The sequence below is a fragment of the Thalassotalea piscium genome, from assembly GCF_030295935.1.
Lineage (GTDB): Bacteria > Pseudomonadota > Gammaproteobacteria > Enterobacterales > Alteromonadaceae > Thalassotalea_B > Thalassotalea_B piscium.
Genome location: NZ_AP027362.1, coordinates 3,686,742 through 3,705,312, shown reverse-complemented (window position 1 = coordinate 3,705,312; position 18,571 = coordinate 3,686,742). Strand labels below are relative to the sequence as shown.

The following is an 18,571-nucleotide window of genomic DNA, read 5'->3' as shown; positions in this document are numbered from 1 at the left end:
GAATACTACACCGGCATCAATTTGCTTTGTGCTAACTTCCCTGACGATGCTCTGAATTGGCCAAATGGTTATTTCAATTGGTATTACTTTCTTATTCCATTAATTTTTGTATAATACGCAATTATTTTTATCTTAACCGAGATTAAAGTAATTCCGTATTCCTACAATGTAAGTCGCTGATTTTCACGTGATATTCTCATGCCGTAAATTCGGTAAGCGCATCAGTAAAATAAATTTAAATAACATAAACGTTATCGCTTGAGCGAACAGGCTATATTTAGCCTTAGTTGAATGCGCGAGTTAACGTTGAGATTAAACATATATAAGGCTTTTCTATGCTTGAAAAAATGAAGTTAGACTGGTTCTCCAATATTAGAGGAGACCTACTGGCAGGTATAGTGGTTGCATTGGCGCTAATACCGGAAGCAATTGCATTTTCTATTATTGCCGGAGTTGATCCAAAAGTAGGTTTATATGCCTCTTTTTGTATCGCTGTGGTTATAGCCTTTGTTGGTGGTCGCCCAGGGATGATTTCTGCTGCAACAGGTGCAATGGCGCTATTAATGGTGACTTTGGTTAAAGAGCATGGGCTTGAATATTTGCTTGCAGCCACGTTATTAACCGGTGTACTTCAAATTTTTGCAGGATATTTAAAGCTTGGCAGCTTAATGCGGTTTGTGTCTCGCTCTGTCGTAACAGGCTTTGTAAATGCGTTAGCCATTCTTATTTTTATGGCGCAGTTACCAGAATTAACCAATGTTACATGGCATGTTTATGCTATGACGGCGGCAGGCTTAGGCATTATCTACCTTTTTCCTTATTTACCTGTAATCGGCAAATCAATTCCGTCGCCATTAGTATGTATTGTAGTATTAACGGCACTTGCGATAACAGTAGGTCTTGATATTCGTACCGTTGGTGATATGGGCGAGTTGCCTGATACTTTACCTATTTTCTTATGGCCAGATGTTCCTTTGAACTTAGATACGTTAATGATTATTTTGCCTTACTCAGTTGGTTTAGCTGTTGTTGGTTTATTAGAGTCAATGATGACAGCGACAATTGTTGATGACTTAACCGATACTACCAGTGATAAAAACCGTGAATGTAAAGGTCAAGGTATTGCTAACATAGGTGCTGGTTTAATGGGCGGTATGGCAGGTTGTGCAATGATTGGCCAGTCTATTATTAACGTAAAGTCAGGTGGCCGAGGGCGACTATCAACTTTTACCGCCGGATTAGTGCTAATTATCATGGTTGTATTCATGGATGAATGGATCAAGCAGATCCCAATGGCGGCGCTTGTTGCTGTAATGATCATGGTGTCTATTGGTACATTTTCTTGGACTTCAATTAAAGATTTAAAGAAAAACCCTATTTCAACCAGCATTGTGATGATCTCTACCGTTGTTGTTGTTGTTGCCACACATAACTTAGCCATTGGCGTTTTAGTGGGTGTATTGCTGGCGACGTTATTCTTTGCTAATAAAATTGGTCGATTTATGGTGGTTAAATCAAGTAAAACAGCAGACGATGTGCGAGTATACCAAGTGATAGGCCAAGTGTTTTTTGCCTCTTCTGAGCAATTTGTTGACTCATTTGATTTTAAAGAAGTAATGAATAAAGTAGTGATTGACTTAACAAATGCACATTTTTGGGACATTACTGCTGTTTCAACTCTTGATAAAGTTGTTATTAAATTTAGACGAGAAGGGGCAGAAGTTGAAATTATTGGTATGAGTGAGGCAACGGCAACTATCGTGGATAAATTTGGCGTTCATAACGATCCTGAAGAAGTTGAAAAACTAATGGCTGGACACTAAGGAGATAACAATGAGCAAAATTATTACTTGTATAGATAGTTCAGCCTTTGCTGATGACGTTTGTAATGCGGGTATTTGGGCGGCAAAGAAGCTTAATAAAACAATCTTGTTTTTGCATGCCATTGAAAAACAAAATGCAGCTAAAGTAGACGATCTTAGTGGTATCATTGGTTTAGGTGCGCATTCATCTTTACTTAAAGAGATGTCATCACTTGACCAACAACGTAGTAAATTAGCCTTAAGGCTAGGCGATGAAATGCTTGAGCAAGCATCTGCTCTAGCGCGGCAACAAGGTTGTACTCACATAGAAAAAACACAGCGAAATAGTGATATTGTTGAAGCGATTTGTGATTTAGAAGCTGACGCACGACTCGTTGTTATCGGCCGTTCAGGCGAAAAGCATGGAAAAGACTTTAAAGCAATTGGTTCACATATTGAACAAATTATTCGTCAAGTGCATTCCCCCGTTTTGATCACTAATAAGAATTTTACAGCGCCGAAAAGTTTTATGTTGGCTTACGACGGTAGAGAAACGGCAGATAAGTCGGTTCAGCGTATTATTGAAGGCGGATTACTTCATAATTTAACCTGCCATTTAGTGAGCGTAAAAAACAAACAAAGCGACTTAATGGATAAATTCAATCAAACAGAATCTTTGCTGATTAAAAATGGCTTTGATGTTAAATCAAGCTTTTTAGAAGGCAATATCTTTGATTCGTTGATGGACTATAAAATTAACAATGATGTTGAAATGCTTGTAATGGGCGCATTTTCTCGTTCTAAACTTGCTCAAGCATTTTTGGGAAGCAATACATTGAAAATGCTAGAAAACATGCATCTTCCGCTTTTAGTGCTCCGCTAGACCTGTTAGATCTTACCTAGTTAACAGCTTTAGTCATGCTAAGGCTGTCATTAGATAGGTAAATCTAACTACTTGTTCCTCTTGTAGTGTTACCAGTATAGACTAAACTAAATAGTTGATGTTAAAAGAAATGCTTGTTTACTTTACACGCATATTTTAAATTAGCTTTTCAACTTATGCTTTGCCATTTTTTAATTGCAATTAAGCTTTATACTGAAAGAGTAATAAACCCTGGTGTTTTATGAATAAATCGCTACCACAAAACCATTTGTGCACCGTTACTTTGCTTGGCAACTTAGTGACAAAGCCAGAAATTCGCTACCAAGCTAACCCCATTGTGGCTGTGGCTGAGTTTGTAGTTGCTACGCATAGCCAATGGCTTGATAAGTCAACTAATCAAATGAAACAGTGGACGAGTTATCACACAGTTAAAATGATTGGTGACGTGGTAGAGCGGGCTTTACTTCATGCACAAAAAGGTGACATTGTTTTTATTCAGGGGCACTTGGTCACCAGTAAAAAATCGGCACGTGAAATTATTCATGCAACTTATGCACATACCTACCCCAAAGGCTATACTCACTCAATAAATCAATTGCAATGTAGCGGCACAATTAGTAGCGAAGTGCGCTTAGTCACTACTGAGTCAAATAAACAATTGGCCGAATTAACTTTAACAATAAATTATTATGCCTATTCACCGGTAACTCGTGAGCTAAGAAGTATTGAAATTCGTCGACCGTTGCATATTTGGGGAACTCAGGCATCATATATCAAGCAACACGCCAATATAGGTGATGAAGTTATAGTTGATGGTAAACTTGGTTATCTCAATAATGAAGAAAAATCACAACTACTCGATGCGAAACAAGTATTACTACAAAAAAAATAAGAACCTAAAGGGAATAAGACGGTGATACGAGGCATAAATAATTTACCAATACATTATTTGTCACACAAGCTACTCGTGCTAAAACGTTTTACTAGCCTGCTTTTGTTTGGACTTTTTTTACCTAGCACTTTTGCTAACAACATTGACTTATCGCCTATTGTAGATTTAAGTGACTCGTTTCAAGCTAATGTATACTGGCATAAGCCACTTGCTAACCCCAAAAATAATGCGCAATATTATATTGCGAATAACGACGGGCAACTCCACCTAATAGACGATAATAAACTCGTTAAAATTCCAGTATTAGACCTTCAACACTATTACGATAACTTTTCTGTACTCAATCGTTTAACTTTACATCCTAATTTTGCGCTAACTCAGCAAAAAGGGTACAACACTTTTTATACTGCTCACGTTGAACCAGCAGACGAAGCCATTCGAACAATAAGAGTTAAAGATAAAGCGATAAAGCAGTCTTTTTTATATGAAGCGGTTGTTGTTGAGTGGCAATTAAATAGTGCCAATACGTTAAAGGTTGATCCTGACAGTAAAAGAGAAGTTTTACGTATTGGTATCAATGCGCCTGATAAAGCGATTACAGATATGCGCTTTAATCCTTACATAAAATCGTGGCATGATAACTTTTCACATTTATATATTGCGCTCGCTTATGATGAAGGCTTTAAAACTAGCCCGTTGTATTCTGGCGCTATACTGCGAATTAATCCTGAAAAGTTTGGCCTGCGTAGCTATACCACACCCAATAACAACCCCTTTATTGATCAAACTAACATTCCTAATGAATTACTTATAGTTGGCGCTCAGCAAATTATGCAGTTTATTTGGCAAAAAAATAACGATCAACAATTAATTATTTCACATAACGTTAATCAACAACCTTTATTGAGCCTAGTGAATTATGGCGATAATTTATTAACTCAAGCGCCCACTAAAGCATTATTAACAGGTGATGCATCATTAGCTAATGCATCTTTAGTGGTGTATCGAGGGCGAAAATTTAAAGAATTAAGAAATAAACTGTTAGTAATGTCTAAACAAGAGGGACGGTGGGAGTTACAGTCACTGAAAACAGTAAGTCCATTTCAAAAATCAGTTGTGAACACCTTTTCAAATAATGATCTGACAATAACAGATGATTTCTCTTTGTTTACTGATAATCATGATGAATTAATGTTATTTTCAAGAAGTCAGCATGTTATCCAGCAGCTTGATAAAAAAAGCGGGTCAAGTGAAGTTGAACATTATGCGTCTAACCAACCAGAGGTTTTTGATAATACCGATAATACCGATAATACGGATGATAGTAATTTTGGCTTTATTATTTTTTTCTTAATTGCTTTGGGCGGTGCAACCGTATGGTTTTTAAAAAACAAAGAAAGTCAGCAAGCGGTAAAAAGCTTATTACATAAACACTATGCGCGTTTTGAACTATCGGTTGATAATAAGCAAGTGTCGCTATTTAATCGCCATCAACAAACCCCAGCATTGATCATTGAAGTTGAGAACATAACTCGTAATGAAGTGTGGTTGAATGACGAACACATACTGACAATTGAGAAAGACTTATCTGGTTTTAATGCGCAACTAGAGCAAATGTTAGAGAGTAAGTTTATTGATGAAAAACGCGTTAAAATGGTGGATCAACGAACGCGTAAAATAGAATTAAAAATTACAGATGTAGAAGGGATTGTCTATGGAATTTGTTTATATATGCGTGAGGGCAATCAACGTCTAACCAAAGCAAAGTTTGGAAAAGTAACTGCTGATATAAAAGAATGGTGTTGGTTTATCTCGGCCCAATTATCGCCTGAGAAAACAGGTAAGCGAATTGTTAAAATAGTACATCCACCTAAAGTTGTAGCTAAAAGTGCACCAGAAAAACCAGCTGAAACTCAAAAAAGTAAGCTAACAGAACAAGAACAAGCCAGCAAAAACTCTCAAGCAAGTGAGGACACGGCAACCCAACCGCCTACATCTTTACCTAATAAACCGCAAGCAAATGAACATATTCAAGAAAAAAAGAGTGATGGTGTTGATAGCAGTAGTATAGACACTCAACTTATTGAGGCATTGAACAAGTTGGCTAATTTAAAATCTAAAGGTTATTTAACTGAAGATGAATTTATTAGTGCTAAAGCTAAAATTTTAGCTAATTTACAAAAGGACTCATAAAAGCATTGAACCTTTCTTCTAAGCGTTTATCTGCTACTGTCAGCCTTACGATGTTTGCAGTGCTGCTACTGCCACTTGTTTTTTATTTTACTGTTGATCAAGCACTCGTTAATAACATTGTTCAGCAATATAAGCCTAAAGATATTGGAGAGTTCGCATTTAGCTTTCTAATTTTGTCTTTGTTGATGAGTATGGGCTTACCAAGGCAAATTGCAGCTTTTAGCTCAGGCTACCTGTTAGGTACACTCTACGGTACGTTTTTTGCCACTTTAGCAGCGAGCTTAGCGTGTTTGTTAACTTTTTTCACTGCTCGCTTTATTTTTCATCAGCGTTTATCAAAACAATTTCCTAAGCAACTAGCGACCTTGAATCACTTTTTTACACATGATGTTTTTGTTAAAGCATTTATTATCCGATTAATTCCCGCAGGGTCTAATTTTTTAACCAATGTGTTAGCAGGTACTGCAAAAGCACCTTTGTTACCCTATTTAGCTGGCACAATGTTTGGGTTTATTCCACAAATGCTATTGTTTGCAATGTTAGGGGCAGGAATCCAAATAGGGGATAATCAACAAATAATACTTAGTGTTGTATTATTGCTTGTGGCAGGCATTTTAGCAGCATATTTATATCAAAAAAAAGACGCTAAGTAGCGTCTTTTTTATTTTGCTGATTTTTTGGTTGTTTAACCTCAACTAGCGATAATAAATAGCTCTCTAGCAGCTATTTTTCCTTACTTTTGTGTTAAATTCATAAACAATAGAATAATTATTCTTAATGAATTTGCCTTGAATTAAGAAAAACTATCAAGCTAGTGAGTTGCTACAACCACAAGTCTAGCAATTTCAGACCATTAACTTATCTCTTAACCCGAGCTGAGGTTATTTAAGCGTAACTAAGTATTCAACAAGGTTTAAATAATCTTGTTCAAAATTATCTTTGTCTATACCTGCGTTTTCAATACGATATTTACCATTAACAATAACTGCTGGTACACCTGTAATACCTTGGGTTTGAGCTAATGCGTTTTGATTTGCTTGCATTACTTGTGCTTGCTCAATCACTTTTTCACTATTTATTAAGCTATCAAATTCTTCGCCGTCAACGCCCATTAACACAAAAATGTTGCGAACATCATTAACTGAAGTCGGTGTTGCTCTTGAGATATGAATATATTTAAATATAGCCTCTGCAACTTCGGCTTCTTTGTTTAACTCTTTACCAACAATTAAGGCTTTTGTTAACACATGTTGCATTTTTTGTGATGCGCCACCTAAAAAGTCAACGTGGTTTTTTTCAAAAGCAACATTGCTAGGGAGCTCTCTTTTTAATATGTCAATAAAGCCTTCGAAGCGAAAACAATGTGAACAATAAAAAGAAAAGTATTCTCTCACCTCATTTTTTTCTGAGGGAAGGCCTTTAACTTTTACATAGTGCACACCTTCTTGGTATGTCTTTGCAGTACTTGCTTTGCTAGGACTTGATTGAACTTGCTCGATTGTTTCAACGATTGTTTGCTCGCTCGAATTTTCTAATGAGTTTTCATTACAGCCACTTAGCAGTGTCATCATTAATATCACAAAAAGTGCGATTGTGTTTTTCATAAAATTTCCTATTTTAAGGGTAAGCTTTGAGGCCTTAACATAAAAGGCTTAGCAATAATGTCTTAGAGTTACGGCATCAATGTTAATGGCGGTTGTTGTAATGCGGAAAATTGCTCTTTAAGCATCAGTATTTGCTGCTCCCAATATTTCTCGGTGTTAAACCAAGGAAAATTATGTGGAAAAGCAGGATCTTGCCAACGCATACTTAACCAAGCCATATAATTAACAACACGCATACTACGTAAAGATTCGATTAAGGCAAGTTGTTTTGTATCAAATGAACAGAACTCTTCATATCCCATAAGCAGGGTATCGAGTTGAATAGTTTGTTGTTGCCTGTCTCCTGATAGCATCATCCATAGGTCTTGAATGGCAGGGCCCATTCTGCAATCATCTAAGTCTACAAAGTGTGGGCCTTCGTCTCGCCATAAAATGTTGCCCGCATGACAGTCACCATGTAATCGAATGTTTTTACTTGGCTTATATTGTTCAGCAGCTAACGCAATAACTTGCTCTAAAATGGTGAAAAAAGGTAATGACAATGACTTAGGCACAAAGCCTGAACTTTGAATAGTTTGCTGAGCATCCTGAAGAAACTCTTGGCTATTAAATGTAGGGCGATGAGTAAATGCTTTCTTACTTGATATGGCGTGTATACGACCTAAAAAACGCCCCATCCATTCTAACTGATTAAGGTTATCCACTTCGAAAATTCGCCCCCCGCGACACGGGTAAATTGCAAAGTGGTAGCTTTTGTGCTGAAACAACGATTCATTATTAATTTTTAATGGCGCAACAATAGGTAACTCATGCTCGATTAACTCAAAGGCAAACTCATGCTCTTCACGAATTTGAGCCTCGGACCAACGTTGAGGACGATAAAATTTGGTTACATATTTTACCCCCTCATAATCGTTAAATTGATACACTCTATTTTCGTAGCTATTTAAAGCTAATAAACCACTATCAATGGAAGTGCCAGTTGTTTCAATACCGTCAAGAATACAATCGGGCGATAATGAACTAAAATCAAAAACTGCCATCAGCGCTTGTTAAAGAAACGGCTTTCATGTTCAACAACCACCTCATCCTCATCAGAAATTAGTTCAATTACAAAAGTAATATCAGTCATATATGCGCCTTCTAACTCGTAAGGGTCTACTGTAATACTAATAGGTAGAGTGTAAACACTTGCCGCTTTAACAAAAACTTCTTGATCGCCATTCCAAGTAATATTGTCGATGCCTTTCATTGATAAGCGATAATAGTTGTCAGTTTGCGATTTATTTAATATTTTTAACGTGTAAACGTTTTCAATTTCACCGTTAAAGTTTTCTTTAGCAAGCTCTGTTCTATCACGAATAATATCCATTGAAACGGGCTCGCGATGCATAATTTCAAATACCAATAAACTACCCATTATAATCAGTACTAGGGCGTAACCTATGAGTTTAGGGCGAATAATATGTACTTTTTTGCCTTCTAATTCATGCTCTGTGGTATAGCGAATTAAGCCGCGATCGTAGTTCATGCGGTCCATTACTCCGTCACATGCATCAACACATGCGCCACAGTTAATGCATTCGTATTGTAATCCGTTGCGAATGTCTATCCCTGTAGGACAAACATGTACACATAAGTTACAGTCTATGCAATCACCTAAACCAAGATCTTTTGGATCTTGCTTTCTTGAGCGAGGGCCGCGGCTCTCCCCTCTATTGTAATCATATGTAACTGTTAACGTGTCTTTGTCAAACATGGCTGATTGAAAACGGGCGTATGGGCACATATGCAAGCACATTATTTCTCTCATCCAACCAGCGTTACCATATGTACAAAAGGTAAAAAACCATACTACAGAAGCTAAGCCTAATGAGGCATTAAAAGTAAAAAAGTCCATAAAGGCTTGTTCAACAGGAACAAAATAACCAACAAAAGTTAAGGCTGTTAGAATAGAGAACATTAGCCAGCAAAAGTGTTTCAACGCTTTGCGCCAGAATTTATTAAAGTCGAGCTTTTGGCTATCTAGTTTTTTTCGTTGATTAGCTGTACCTTCTATTTTCTCTTCGAACCAAATGAAAATAAATGTCCAAACGGTTTGAGGACAAAGGTAGCCACACCAAACTCGACCTAAAAAGGTTGTCACAAAAAAGAGTAAAAAAGCACCTATTATAAATAGCCAGGCTAATAAAGTTAGGTCTTGAGGCCATAAGGTTAACCCCCAAAAAGTAAAGCGCTGCTCGGCAATATCAAATAAAATAGCTTGATGGCCGTTGTATTGAAACCATGGAATGATGGCGAAACCAATAAGGAAGATAAAATTCATTTTTTGGCGTAATTGTTGAAAAAAGCCTTGTACTTTCCTAACGTATATTTGATCACGAGGTTTGTACTGCTCGTCCGTTTTTGGCTGATGAATTTTAATATTTTTAACTGGTATTTGAATGCCAACGCCTGACTTTTTATCTTCTGATTTCACCGTTAATCCTAGAATGCGCTATTACGCATATAAAATTGTTACTTGAGAAATGGTCTATCTTAATAAATTTGTTTAAAAGCATTCATTGTTTGCACAAAATTGATTACTCTATAACGACAACATCATTATAACGCAGACTATGAAAAATTTATTGATCTTAATCGTAGCAGCCGCAATTTATTTGCACTTTTATCCACAACCAAAGCTTGAAAGCTGGTTTGAAGAGCAGAAAGCATTTGTTTTAGGTGAGTTTTCAGATGCAACAGATACTAAAGTTAGATTAAAGTCAGATAAAATATATACCGATTTGAAACCTCACTATAATCAGTTTAGTACTGAAGAATTAGCATTTATTAGAGTGGTTACTTCAGACAGAAAGTCAGTGGTTTCTTTTCATAAGGAATATTGCTCAGCAACAAAGCCTAAAAGAACCCCTAAGCTTCATAATGCTAATCAAACATTATTTTGTAAAACTATTAACAAGTATCAGTCGTTGTTTTAAATTAAAGCGGCTTTACTCGTGAGTAAAGCCGCTTTAGTTTTTTGTGCGTTTTAATAGCGCTAAAGCGATTGACTCACTTGCTTTAAAAGTTGAGCAAAGGCTGCGCTGGCTTGTTGCTCTATTGCATGAGCACCATTACGTATACACCATTTACCATTAACCATTACATCACTAATTACATTGTTCTGTGTTGCAAAAATCAAACTATCAAGTACATGTGCATCTCTAGCAGCAAATAGTGACAGCTTGTTTTCGTCTAATACAAGTAGGTCGGCTTGTTTGCCAACGGCTAATTCACCTGTGTTACTGTTGGTGCTTTGCGCGCCAATTTTTGCAGTGTGAGCCCATAAATATTGCCCTACAGAAGGTTGTTCAAGTGTCGCTAAAAGTGCACGTTGTTGTTTAATTAAACGTTGTGCATATTCTAACCAACGTAACTCTTCAACAGGATTAACTGAAATATGGCTATCTGAACCTATCGCGATAGTACCGCCTTGTGCTAAGAATTCAGCCGTAGGAAATATACCATCGCCTAAGTTTGCTTCGGTTGTGGGACATATACCAGCAATGGCTTTTGTGGCAATAAGATCATCGCGTTCTTGCTCATTGATATGAGTTGCATGTATGAGGCACCACTGTGGGTCTAATTGAAAGTTATTCAATAGCCATTGAACAGGGCGTTGTTGATAATAGTTTAAACAGTCATCAACTTCTTTTTGTTGCTCAGCAATATGTATATGAATTGGGGCTTCGCTATCTAAAGCACGTATATGTGCTACTGCGTCTTGTAGTGAACTTTTATCAACTGCACGTAAAGAATGTGGTGCAATGCCAACATTCGTATTACCGAATTTTTGGCTTAGCTGATAACAATCACTTACCAGGTTATTAAAGGTGTTTGTTTGATTGATAAAACGCTTTTGACCCGCATTAGGGGGTAATTGACCAAAACCGCTATATTGGTAAAGTACAGGCAATAAGGTGAGCCCTATGCCTGATTGTTCGCTCGCTTCGAAAATAGCTTCTGCCATTGTTGCAAGATTACTGTATGGCTGCCCATTAATATCATGGTGTAAATAATGAAACTCAGCTACGCGAGTATAGCCCGACTTTAACATTTCAATATAAAGCTGGGTGGCGATGGTCTTGGCATCTTCGGCAGTTAAATTAGCTAAAAATTGATACATAACGTTACGCCATGTCCAAAAGCTATCTTGTCCGTCGCTCCCTTGTTCACTAAAACCGGCAAATGCACGCTGGAATGCATGAGAGTGACAATTAACCATACCAGGAATTACCGTACCTACACACTCAGCACTTTCATCTTTACCTGAAGTAATGCTTATAATAATACCATTTTCAATAGTAAGTGTTTGCTTACTTTTCCAGCCTTCTGAAAGAAGTACTCTTTCTGCAAATATCTTCATGGGTTACTTATCTTCTGTTTGGGTAAAGGCAATTAATACCTGAACTAAATCTTTTAATTTAAGTTTAACTTGGTCTGCAATTGGTGCTAAATATTCAAAGTTACTTTCGTCTAAATACGTTGATTGTGAAAGCTCTAACTGAACAGCATGAATATTATTCTCAGGGTCACCATAAGCGCGGGTGATATATCCACCTTTAAAGCGGCCATTAGTTACCATAGTGTATGGAGAAAAATCTAGCTGTGTAATTTGAGCAAGTAATTGCGCTGAACAACTTTTACCACTAGCAGTACCAAAATTGAAATCAGGCAACTTTCCTTCAAAAAAGCGTGGAACCGTTGATAATATTGAATGAGCTTCTAATAAAACTACACAAGGATGTTGTTGCTTAATATCAGCTAAGGTTACTGCAATTGCTTGATGATAGGGTTGCCAGTATTTTTCAATTCTGCGTTCTATTTCATGCTGATCAGGCAGCTTACCTTTAAGATACAAAGGTGAAAGATCGAAGGCGGTTGTCGGACATAACTCGGTAGAATTTGCGCCAGGGTATAAGTCTACACCCTCTGGATCTCGATTTAAATCGATAACATAGCGGCTATAATTTGGAATTAAAATATAAGCACCTAAGGCTTTAGCAAAATCGTATAGCTTGTCTTTATACCAATCAGTATCAGGTACTTTTTTGGCTTTATCAGTCATGCTTTTTGCAATATCGTCAGGAATTAATTGGCCGTTATGAGGCATACTGATCAATAAAGGTACTGAGCCTTTAATCAGTGTATAAACGTCAGACATGTAATCTCCAAATTGTATATACAACTTGCTCAATTTAGCATGCGGCTATGGTCAGATGCAACAATCGCGGCTAAATAACCTGATACACTACTTTTGTTAATAAGTAACCAGCAAAGAGTAACCATAAAAATAGAATACTCGCCAGATAGAGCGGCTTAAATCCAATGCCTTTAAACTTACTGGTGCGTGTTTCCATACCTAGTGCAGTCATTGCCATGGTTAGTGCAAATGTGTCAGCTTGGTTAATGACAGTAATTGTTTGTGAAGGTAATAAATGCAATGAATTAAAGCCAACCACTGCAATAAAGGCGACAGCAAACCAAGGGATAACAATTGGTGAACGATTTGATTGGTGACTATTATGCATTAGCTGACCTTTTAACCACATGCTAAGTAATAATAGAAAGGGTGCGAGTAACATTACGCGTAACATTTTAACGATTACCGCGGTGTCAGCAACGTTGTCATTGATAGCGTGACCCGCCGCAACAACGTGAGCCACTTCATGTAATGTTCCGCCAAGGTACACGCCCATTGCTTGTTCATTAAGGCTTAACAAACCGCTTTGATAAATAAAAGGATATAAAAACATCGCAATTGTGCCAAAAACAACCACAGTCGCAACCGCAATACTTGTTTTGTGTGCTTCTGCTTTGAGCACAGGCTCTGTCGCTAATACTGCTGCAGCGCCACAAATTGAACTTCCCGCACTGATTAATATACTGGTATCTCGGTCAAGCTTAAGCAGTTTAGTACCAACTAAATAGCCCAATAAAAAAGTAAAGGTTACTATGAACAAGCTCATTAAAATGCCAGCTAAACCAACCTCTGCAACGTGTTGAAAAGTTAAACGGAAACCGTAAAAAATTATACCAATACGTAAAAGTGTTTTAGTTGAAAAAGTAATACCCGCTTGCCAATCGCTAGGAAACTTATCGCGTAAGGTGTTGGCATAAATGACCCCTAATACAATACCTATAATTAATGGACTAATAGCGAATTGTTTAAATATTACAAAGTCTGCCATTGACGTAGCAATAACAGAGAATAAGGCAACAAATAAAATACCATTAAGTGTATTTGATCTGTTTTCTGCAGAAAAAGCCATTTGAGTCTACTTATTTATTAGGTAAATAATTAGCTAGATTAGCGCGCCGCAGCACACAACCATGCGATATGACATAATGAGAAAGTCTAATGCTTAGATTATAAAAGCATTTATTCATTTTTTATATAGTGCTTGTTAATCTTTAGCGGTTAGATTTTGGCCGAGCTAAAGCAGGCGCTATAGAAATACACTTTCTACTACTAAGAAGTGTTAAGGAAAGAAAACTGACCTAGCGGTTGAAGAAAAATTGCGCTACTCTGAAGATCAATTGCTCAAGGACTAAGCTAATTCTTTTAATGAAAAATTACTCTTTATGCTATGTAATATTGATTATTACCCTTTTAAGCGGTTCTTTACCTGTGAGCGCAGCACAACAAGATGTATTGAATTATGAAGACGAGCTTAACAAAGAGCCTGATAATTTAGTAAAATTTAAAACACAAGACGAGCTGCTACTTGCCGGCTATTATTATTCAGGTGCCGAGCAAAGCCCTGGCGTATTACTGCTGCATGATTGTGCAAATAATGGAGCTAGCTATTTACCATTAGCGCAAGCACTCTCCGAACTCGGCATAAATGCGCTTGCACTTGACTTAAGAGGGTATGGTTATAGCGCTAATGTTATTTATTCTCATGACTTTATCAAAAAAACCGCTAAAGATTTAAATATGTACCAAAGTGAAGTTGTTCGAATTACTTCTTATTGGGAGAGTGATATCGTATCTGCTTACCATTACCTACAAAATAAAATAGGAAAAGAACAGCCAGTATCAGTAGTTTCATCAGGCTGTACTGCACCGCAAGCAGTATATTTAGCTGAAAAAATACGCATTCGCAGCTTAGTAATAGTTACACCAAAATTTTCACATCTGGAAAAAGAAAAGTATAAAAACCTTATCGATATTCCCGCATACTTTCTTAGCTCAGCACATCATGCCAACTCATATCAAATCGCTAAAGAATTATTTGAATGGAATGGAGATCTAAGCTCAACTATGCAAGTCATTAAAGGTAATGATTTTGGTCATGACCTGTTAAATGGAAAGCCCTATTTAATTGATAATATTGCGACATGGTTACAAATGTCGCTAAAGCAGTAAACCTTCATTAATTTATACTGTGCTGTGCTTGCTGCACATGAAAAATTACACTATAAATATTACTTTCATGTTTAGATTTTTTCGAATTTAATGCTTTTACTTGCGTTGCCAAGAAAACTTGGAATGTAGCAGAGCTGATCTCGGCTATTCAATTAGGGCGGTTAAGATACAAAGCCCCTGTCTTGCATAAAAAGCTAATAAACTGATGAAAAAAAACCGGCAAAGATCAACAGCTCCTAAAATATCTGTTTTTCTCGCTGCGTTAGCATAAATATTGGCGTACAATAACGTCAATTTTTGACACGCCAATTTACACATGAAAGTTAACTTATTTAACTATTGAGGATCTTATGTCATCGAATAGCAAAACTGATTTTTATACCCATTTAAATAACGAACACGAACAGTTAAAAAAAGAAGGGTTATACAAAGCTGAGCGTATCATTACTACGGCTCAACAGACACAAATTGAAGTGACTACAGGTGAGCAAGTTGTTAACTTTTGTGCGAACAATTATTTAGGTCTAGCTAACCACCCTACTTTGATAGCAGCAGCGAAAAAAGGCTTAGATGACCATGGCTTTGGCATGGCTTCAGTACGTTTTATTTGCGGAACACAAGATATACACAAAACACTTGAGCAAAAGCTAAGTGAGTTTTTAGGTATGGAAGACACCATTTTATATTCGTCTTGCTTTGATGCCAATACCGGCCTTTTTGAAACATTATTAGGCCCAGAAGATGCCATTATTAGTGATGCGCTTAATCACGCGTCAATAATAGATGGTGTTCGTTTATGTAAAGCTAAACGTTTCCGCTACGCTAATAATGATATGGCAGAGCTGGAAGCTCGTTTACAAGAAGCAAACGATGCCGGAGCAAAGTTTAAACTGATTGCTACCGATGGCGTTTTTTCTATGGACGGTGTTATCGCTAATTTGTCAGCCGTGTGTGATTTAGCTGATAAATATGGCGCGCTTGTTATGGTTGACGACTCACATGCAGTAGGCTTTGTTGGCGATAAAGGACGAGGCAGTCATGAGTACTGTCAGGTAATGGACCGTGTCGATATAATTACGGGCACGCTAGGCAAGGCAATGGGTGGTGCGTCTGGTGGCTATACTTCAGGTAAAAAAGAAGTCATTAATTGGTTGCGTCAACGCTCACGCCCTTACTTATTCTCAAACTCGCTTGCACCAGCAATAGTCAATGCTTCTATTAAGGTATTGGAATTACTTGCTGATGGCGATGAATTACGTCAAACATTAAAAGACAATGCAAACTATTTTAGAACAGAAATGGAAGCGGCTGGTTTTACCTGTGCAGGCGCTGATCATGCAATCATACCTGTAATGCTTGGAGATGCGAAAGTAGCCAGCGAAATGGCTGACCGCTTATTGCAAGAAGGTATTTATGTTATTGGCTTTTCTTTCCCTGTTGTACCCAAAGGGCAAGCACGTATTCGTACTCAAATATCAGCAGCGCACAGTAAAGCGCAATTAGATAAAGCTATTGGTGCTTTTGTACGTATTGGTAAAGAAATGGCTGTTATCTAAGGGGAAAAAATGAAATCTTTAGCAAAATTAAAAGCAGAGCCGGGGATCTGGATGACAGACTCGGCCAAGCCAGAAATGGGCCACAACGATTTATTAATAAAAATAAAGAAAACAGCTATTTGTGGTACCGATATTCATATTTATAACTGGGATGAATGGTCTCAAAAAACGATACCTGTACCTATGGTAGTGGGTCATGAATATTCAGGTGTCGTAGTTGAAATAGGCCAAGAAGTTAAAGGCTTTGCTATTGGTGATCGTGTGTCTGGTGAAGGCCACATAACCTGTGGACATTGTCGTAATTGTCGAGGTGGACGTACACATTTATGTCGAAATACTGTGGGTGTTGGTGTTGATAGAACGGGCGCTTTTGCTGAATACCTAGTGATCCCCGCTTACAATGCCTTTAAATTACCCGAAGGCATTTCAGACGACTTAGCTGCCATTTTTGACCCTTTTGGCAATGCTGTGCATACCGCTTTATCATTTGATTTAGTAGGCGAAGACGTTTTAATAACAGGTGCTGGACCTATTGGCATCATGGCCGCAGCGGTTGCTAAACATGTAGGTGCGCGCCATGTGGTTATTACTGACATTAATGAGTATCGACTTGATTTAGCGACCAAGATGGGGGCAACACGAGCAGTAAATGTGAGTAAAGAAAAGCTTTCAGACGTTATTACCGAGCTTGGTATGACCGAAGGGTTTGATGTTGGCTTGGAAATGTCGGGTATTCCAGTAGCATTTACAGATATGCTTAAAAATATGAATAACGGCGGTAAAATTGCGATGCTTGGCATTCCTGGTAACGACATGGCAATTGACTGGAGCCAAGTTATATTTAAAGGCCTTACTATTAAAGGTATTTATGGCCGCGAAATGTTTGAAACTTGGTATAAAATGGCGAGTTTAATTCAATCGGGGTTAGATATTACACCAATGATAACTCACCGATTTCCAGTTGATGAATTTCAACAAGGGTTTGATATTATGCGCTCAGGTCAATCAGGCAAAGTTATTTTAGATTGGGAAAGTTAATGACTAGCGACACTTTTAAACATATGCAATGTGATGAATTAGCGCAAAAACTTGTAAATGATAGCTATGTGGTGCTTGATATTCGTGATCAAGCTTCATTTCAGCATAGCCATATACCAGGTGCAATACACTTAACAAATGACACATTGCCCGACTTTTTACGTGATGCTGACTTTGACGCGCCAACGGTTATTTGTTGTTACCATGGTATATCTAGTCAACAAGCAGCACAGTTTTTAATAAGCCAAGATTTTACTGATGTGTATTCGCTTGACGGCGGTTTTACACAATGGGCGATGTTATTTCCCGATAAAACAGGCCAATAATGGAGTCAATATCACTACAACCGCTTGTGGAAGTATCGCAACATAATGTCGCTTTACTTTTTGCTAATTATTTAAAGAGTCAAGCAATTTCAGCCGAAGTAACTAGCCAAAATAGCAAGTTTATTGTACTTGTTGATGTCCAACATTTATCAACAGCAAAAAACCTGTTTGAAGAGTTTATTGAGCAACCTTATCATCCGAAGTACCAACAAGCAGCTTGGGATAATGCTCAAATTGCAGACATTCAAGGTGGCGATTTGGCTAATAGCTTTGTTAAACAGTTTTTACAGCACGCTGGAATAGTGACTTTGGTTGTTTTTGCGACTTGTTGGATGGTGTTTATTTTAAGCTTGTTGGGTTGGCATACAACATTATTTCAGTGGTTACGCTTTTATTCAGTAAATAGTATAGAACTCGTGCTAACAGAACCATGGCGACTCATTGGTCCGGCATTATTTCACTTTTCTTGGTTACATATTGTTTTTAACACCATGTGGTGGTGGCAAATTGGTGGCAGTGTTGAAAAAATATTTGGTAAAGGGGAGTTAATTCAATTATTTATTGTATCCGCTATTATTTCTAATTTTGGCCAGTATTTAATATCAGGCCCTAATTTTGGCGGCTTATCAGGGGTTGTTTATGCGCTGGTTGGCTATGCTTGGTGGGCTGGATGGCTTGCGCCTGAAAAAGGTTTGTCTTTATCAAAACCTATTGTTGGCTTTTTACTCATTTGGTTATTACTTGGTTATACCGACTTTATGCCAGTGAACATGGCTAATACAGCACATTTATTAGGATTGGTCAGCGGTTGCTTTTTGGCGTTGTGGCGTTTTAAAGTGAGAGTACATTAAGCACATTTAGCG

General features: G+C 37.5%; 17 protein-coding genes. 11 read left to right on the top strand and 6 right to left on the bottom strand.

Going from position 1 to position 18,571, the window contains the following annotated elements; genetic code table 11:
- Positions 1–335: 335 nt before the first annotated feature.
- From QUD79_RS16530 to QUD79_RS16510, 5 genes are all read left to right on the top strand, one after another.
- Positions 336–1,823, top strand: a complete 1,488-nt coding sequence (locus tag QUD79_RS16530) for a SulP family inorganic anion transporter (RefSeq protein ID WP_184423614.1) — start codon at positions 336–338, stop codon at positions 1,821–1,823.
- Positions 1,824–1,833: 10 nt separating this feature from the next.
- Positions 1,834–2,685 (top strand): universal stress protein, encoded by an 852-nt coding sequence (locus tag QUD79_RS16525; RefSeq protein ID WP_184423615.1) that lies wholly within the window; start codon positions 1,834–1,836, stop codon positions 2,683–2,685.
- Positions 2,686–2,926: 241 nt separating this feature from the next.
- Positions 2,927–3,577: a single-stranded DNA-binding protein gene (locus tag QUD79_RS16520; RefSeq protein WP_184423616.1), complete on the top strand. Its 651-nt coding sequence runs from the start codon at positions 2,927–2,929 to the stop codon at positions 3,575–3,577.
- Between the two features lie 102 nt (positions 3,578–3,679).
- Positions 3,680–5,770: an SHOCT domain-containing protein gene (locus tag QUD79_RS16515; RefSeq protein ID WP_184423617.1), complete on the top strand. Its 2,091-nt coding sequence runs from the start codon at positions 3,680–3,682 to the stop codon at positions 5,768–5,770.
- 5 nt (positions 5,771–5,775) lie between these two features.
- Entirely contained in the window at positions 5,776–6,423 is a 648-nt protein-coding gene (locus QUD79_RS16510; RefSeq protein WP_184423618.1) for a TVP38/TMEM64 family protein, read from the top strand.
- 228 nt (positions 6,424–6,651) lie between these two features.
- On the opposite strand, the gene QUD79_RS16505 is transcribed toward QUD79_RS16510, so the two are convergent.
- From QUD79_RS16505 to ccoG, 3 genes are all read right to left on the bottom strand, one after another.
- Positions 6,652–7,374, bottom strand: a complete 723-nt coding sequence (locus QUD79_RS16505; protein ID WP_184423619.1) for a thiol:disulfide interchange protein DsbA/DsbL — start codon at positions 7,372–7,374, stop codon at positions 6,652–6,654.
- Positions 7,375–7,442: 68 nt separating this feature from the next.
- Complete coding sequence (locus tag QUD79_RS16500; protein WP_184423620.1) at positions 7,443–8,417, bottom strand: serine/threonine protein kinase; 975 nt, start codon at positions 8,415–8,417, stop codon at positions 7,443–7,445.
- On the bottom strand, positions 8,417–9,853 hold the full coding sequence (gene ccoG / locus QUD79_RS16495) for a cytochrome c oxidase accessory protein CcoG (protein WP_184423621.1): 1,437 nt from the start codon (positions 9,851–9,853) through the stop codon (positions 8,417–8,419). The genes QUD79_RS16500 and ccoG overlap by 1 nt, the downstream gene beginning before the upstream one ends.
- 139 nt (positions 9,854–9,992) lie before the next feature.
- Here ccoG and QUD79_RS16490 point away from each other — a divergent pair, with 139 nt between their 5' ends.
- The gene (locus QUD79_RS16490) at positions 9,993–10,355 is read left to right on the top strand and encodes a hypothetical protein (RefSeq protein WP_184423622.1); all 363 of its coding nucleotides are present in this window, start codon (positions 9,993–9,995) and stop codon (positions 10,353–10,355) included.
- A gap of 59 nt (positions 10,356–10,414) precedes the next feature.
- On the opposite strand, the gene QUD79_RS16485 is transcribed toward QUD79_RS16490, so the two are convergent.
- The 3 genes from QUD79_RS16485 to QUD79_RS16475 all read right to left on the bottom strand — a co-directional run bounded on the left by QUD79_RS16485 (position 10,415) and on the right by QUD79_RS16475 (position 13,688).
- Positions 10,415–11,782: a formimidoylglutamate deiminase gene (locus tag QUD79_RS16485; RefSeq protein ID WP_184423623.1), complete on the bottom strand. Its 1,368-nt coding sequence runs from the start codon at positions 11,780–11,782 to the stop codon at positions 10,415–10,417.
- A 3-nt stretch (positions 11,783–11,785) separates the two neighbouring features.
- On the bottom strand, positions 11,786–12,580 hold the full coding sequence (gene hutG, locus QUD79_RS16480) for an N-formylglutamate deformylase (protein WP_184423624.1): 795 nt from the start codon (positions 12,578–12,580) through the stop codon (positions 11,786–11,788).
- 70 nt (positions 12,581–12,650) lie between these two features.
- The gene (locus tag QUD79_RS16475) at positions 12,651–13,688 is read right to left on the bottom strand and encodes a YeiH family protein (RefSeq protein WP_184423625.1); all 1,038 of its coding nucleotides are present in this window, start codon (positions 13,686–13,688) and stop codon (positions 12,651–12,653) included.
- 296 nt (positions 13,689–13,984) lie between these two features.
- On the opposite strand from QUD79_RS16475, the gene QUD79_RS16470 reads away from it, so the two are divergent.
- From QUD79_RS16470 to glpG, 5 genes are all read left to right on the top strand, one after another.
- Positions 13,985–14,788, top strand: a complete 804-nt coding sequence (locus QUD79_RS16470) for an alpha/beta hydrolase (protein WP_286289161.1) — start codon at positions 13,985–13,987, stop codon at positions 14,786–14,788.
- Positions 14,789–15,138: 350 nt separating this feature from the next.
- Entirely contained in the window at positions 15,139–16,344 is a 1,206-nt protein-coding gene (locus QUD79_RS16465; protein WP_184423627.1) for a glycine C-acetyltransferase, read from the top strand.
- A gap of 9 nt (positions 16,345–16,353) precedes the next feature.
- Positions 16,354–17,382: an L-threonine 3-dehydrogenase gene (tdh, locus tag QUD79_RS16460; RefSeq protein WP_184423628.1), complete on the top strand. Its 1,029-nt coding sequence runs from the start codon at positions 16,354–16,356 to the stop codon at positions 17,380–17,382.
- On the top strand, positions 17,382–17,708 hold the full coding sequence (glpE, locus tag QUD79_RS16455; RefSeq protein WP_184423629.1) for a thiosulfate sulfurtransferase GlpE: 327 nt from the start codon (positions 17,382–17,384) through the stop codon (positions 17,706–17,708). The genes tdh and glpE overlap by 1 nt, the downstream gene beginning before the upstream one ends.
- Positions 17,708–18,559 (top strand): rhomboid family intramembrane serine protease GlpG, encoded by an 852-nt coding sequence (glpG, locus tag QUD79_RS16450; RefSeq protein WP_184423630.1) that lies wholly within the window; start codon positions 17,708–17,710, stop codon positions 18,557–18,559. The genes glpE and glpG overlap by 1 nt, the downstream gene beginning before the upstream one ends.
- Positions 18,560–18,571: the final 12 nt, after the last annotated feature.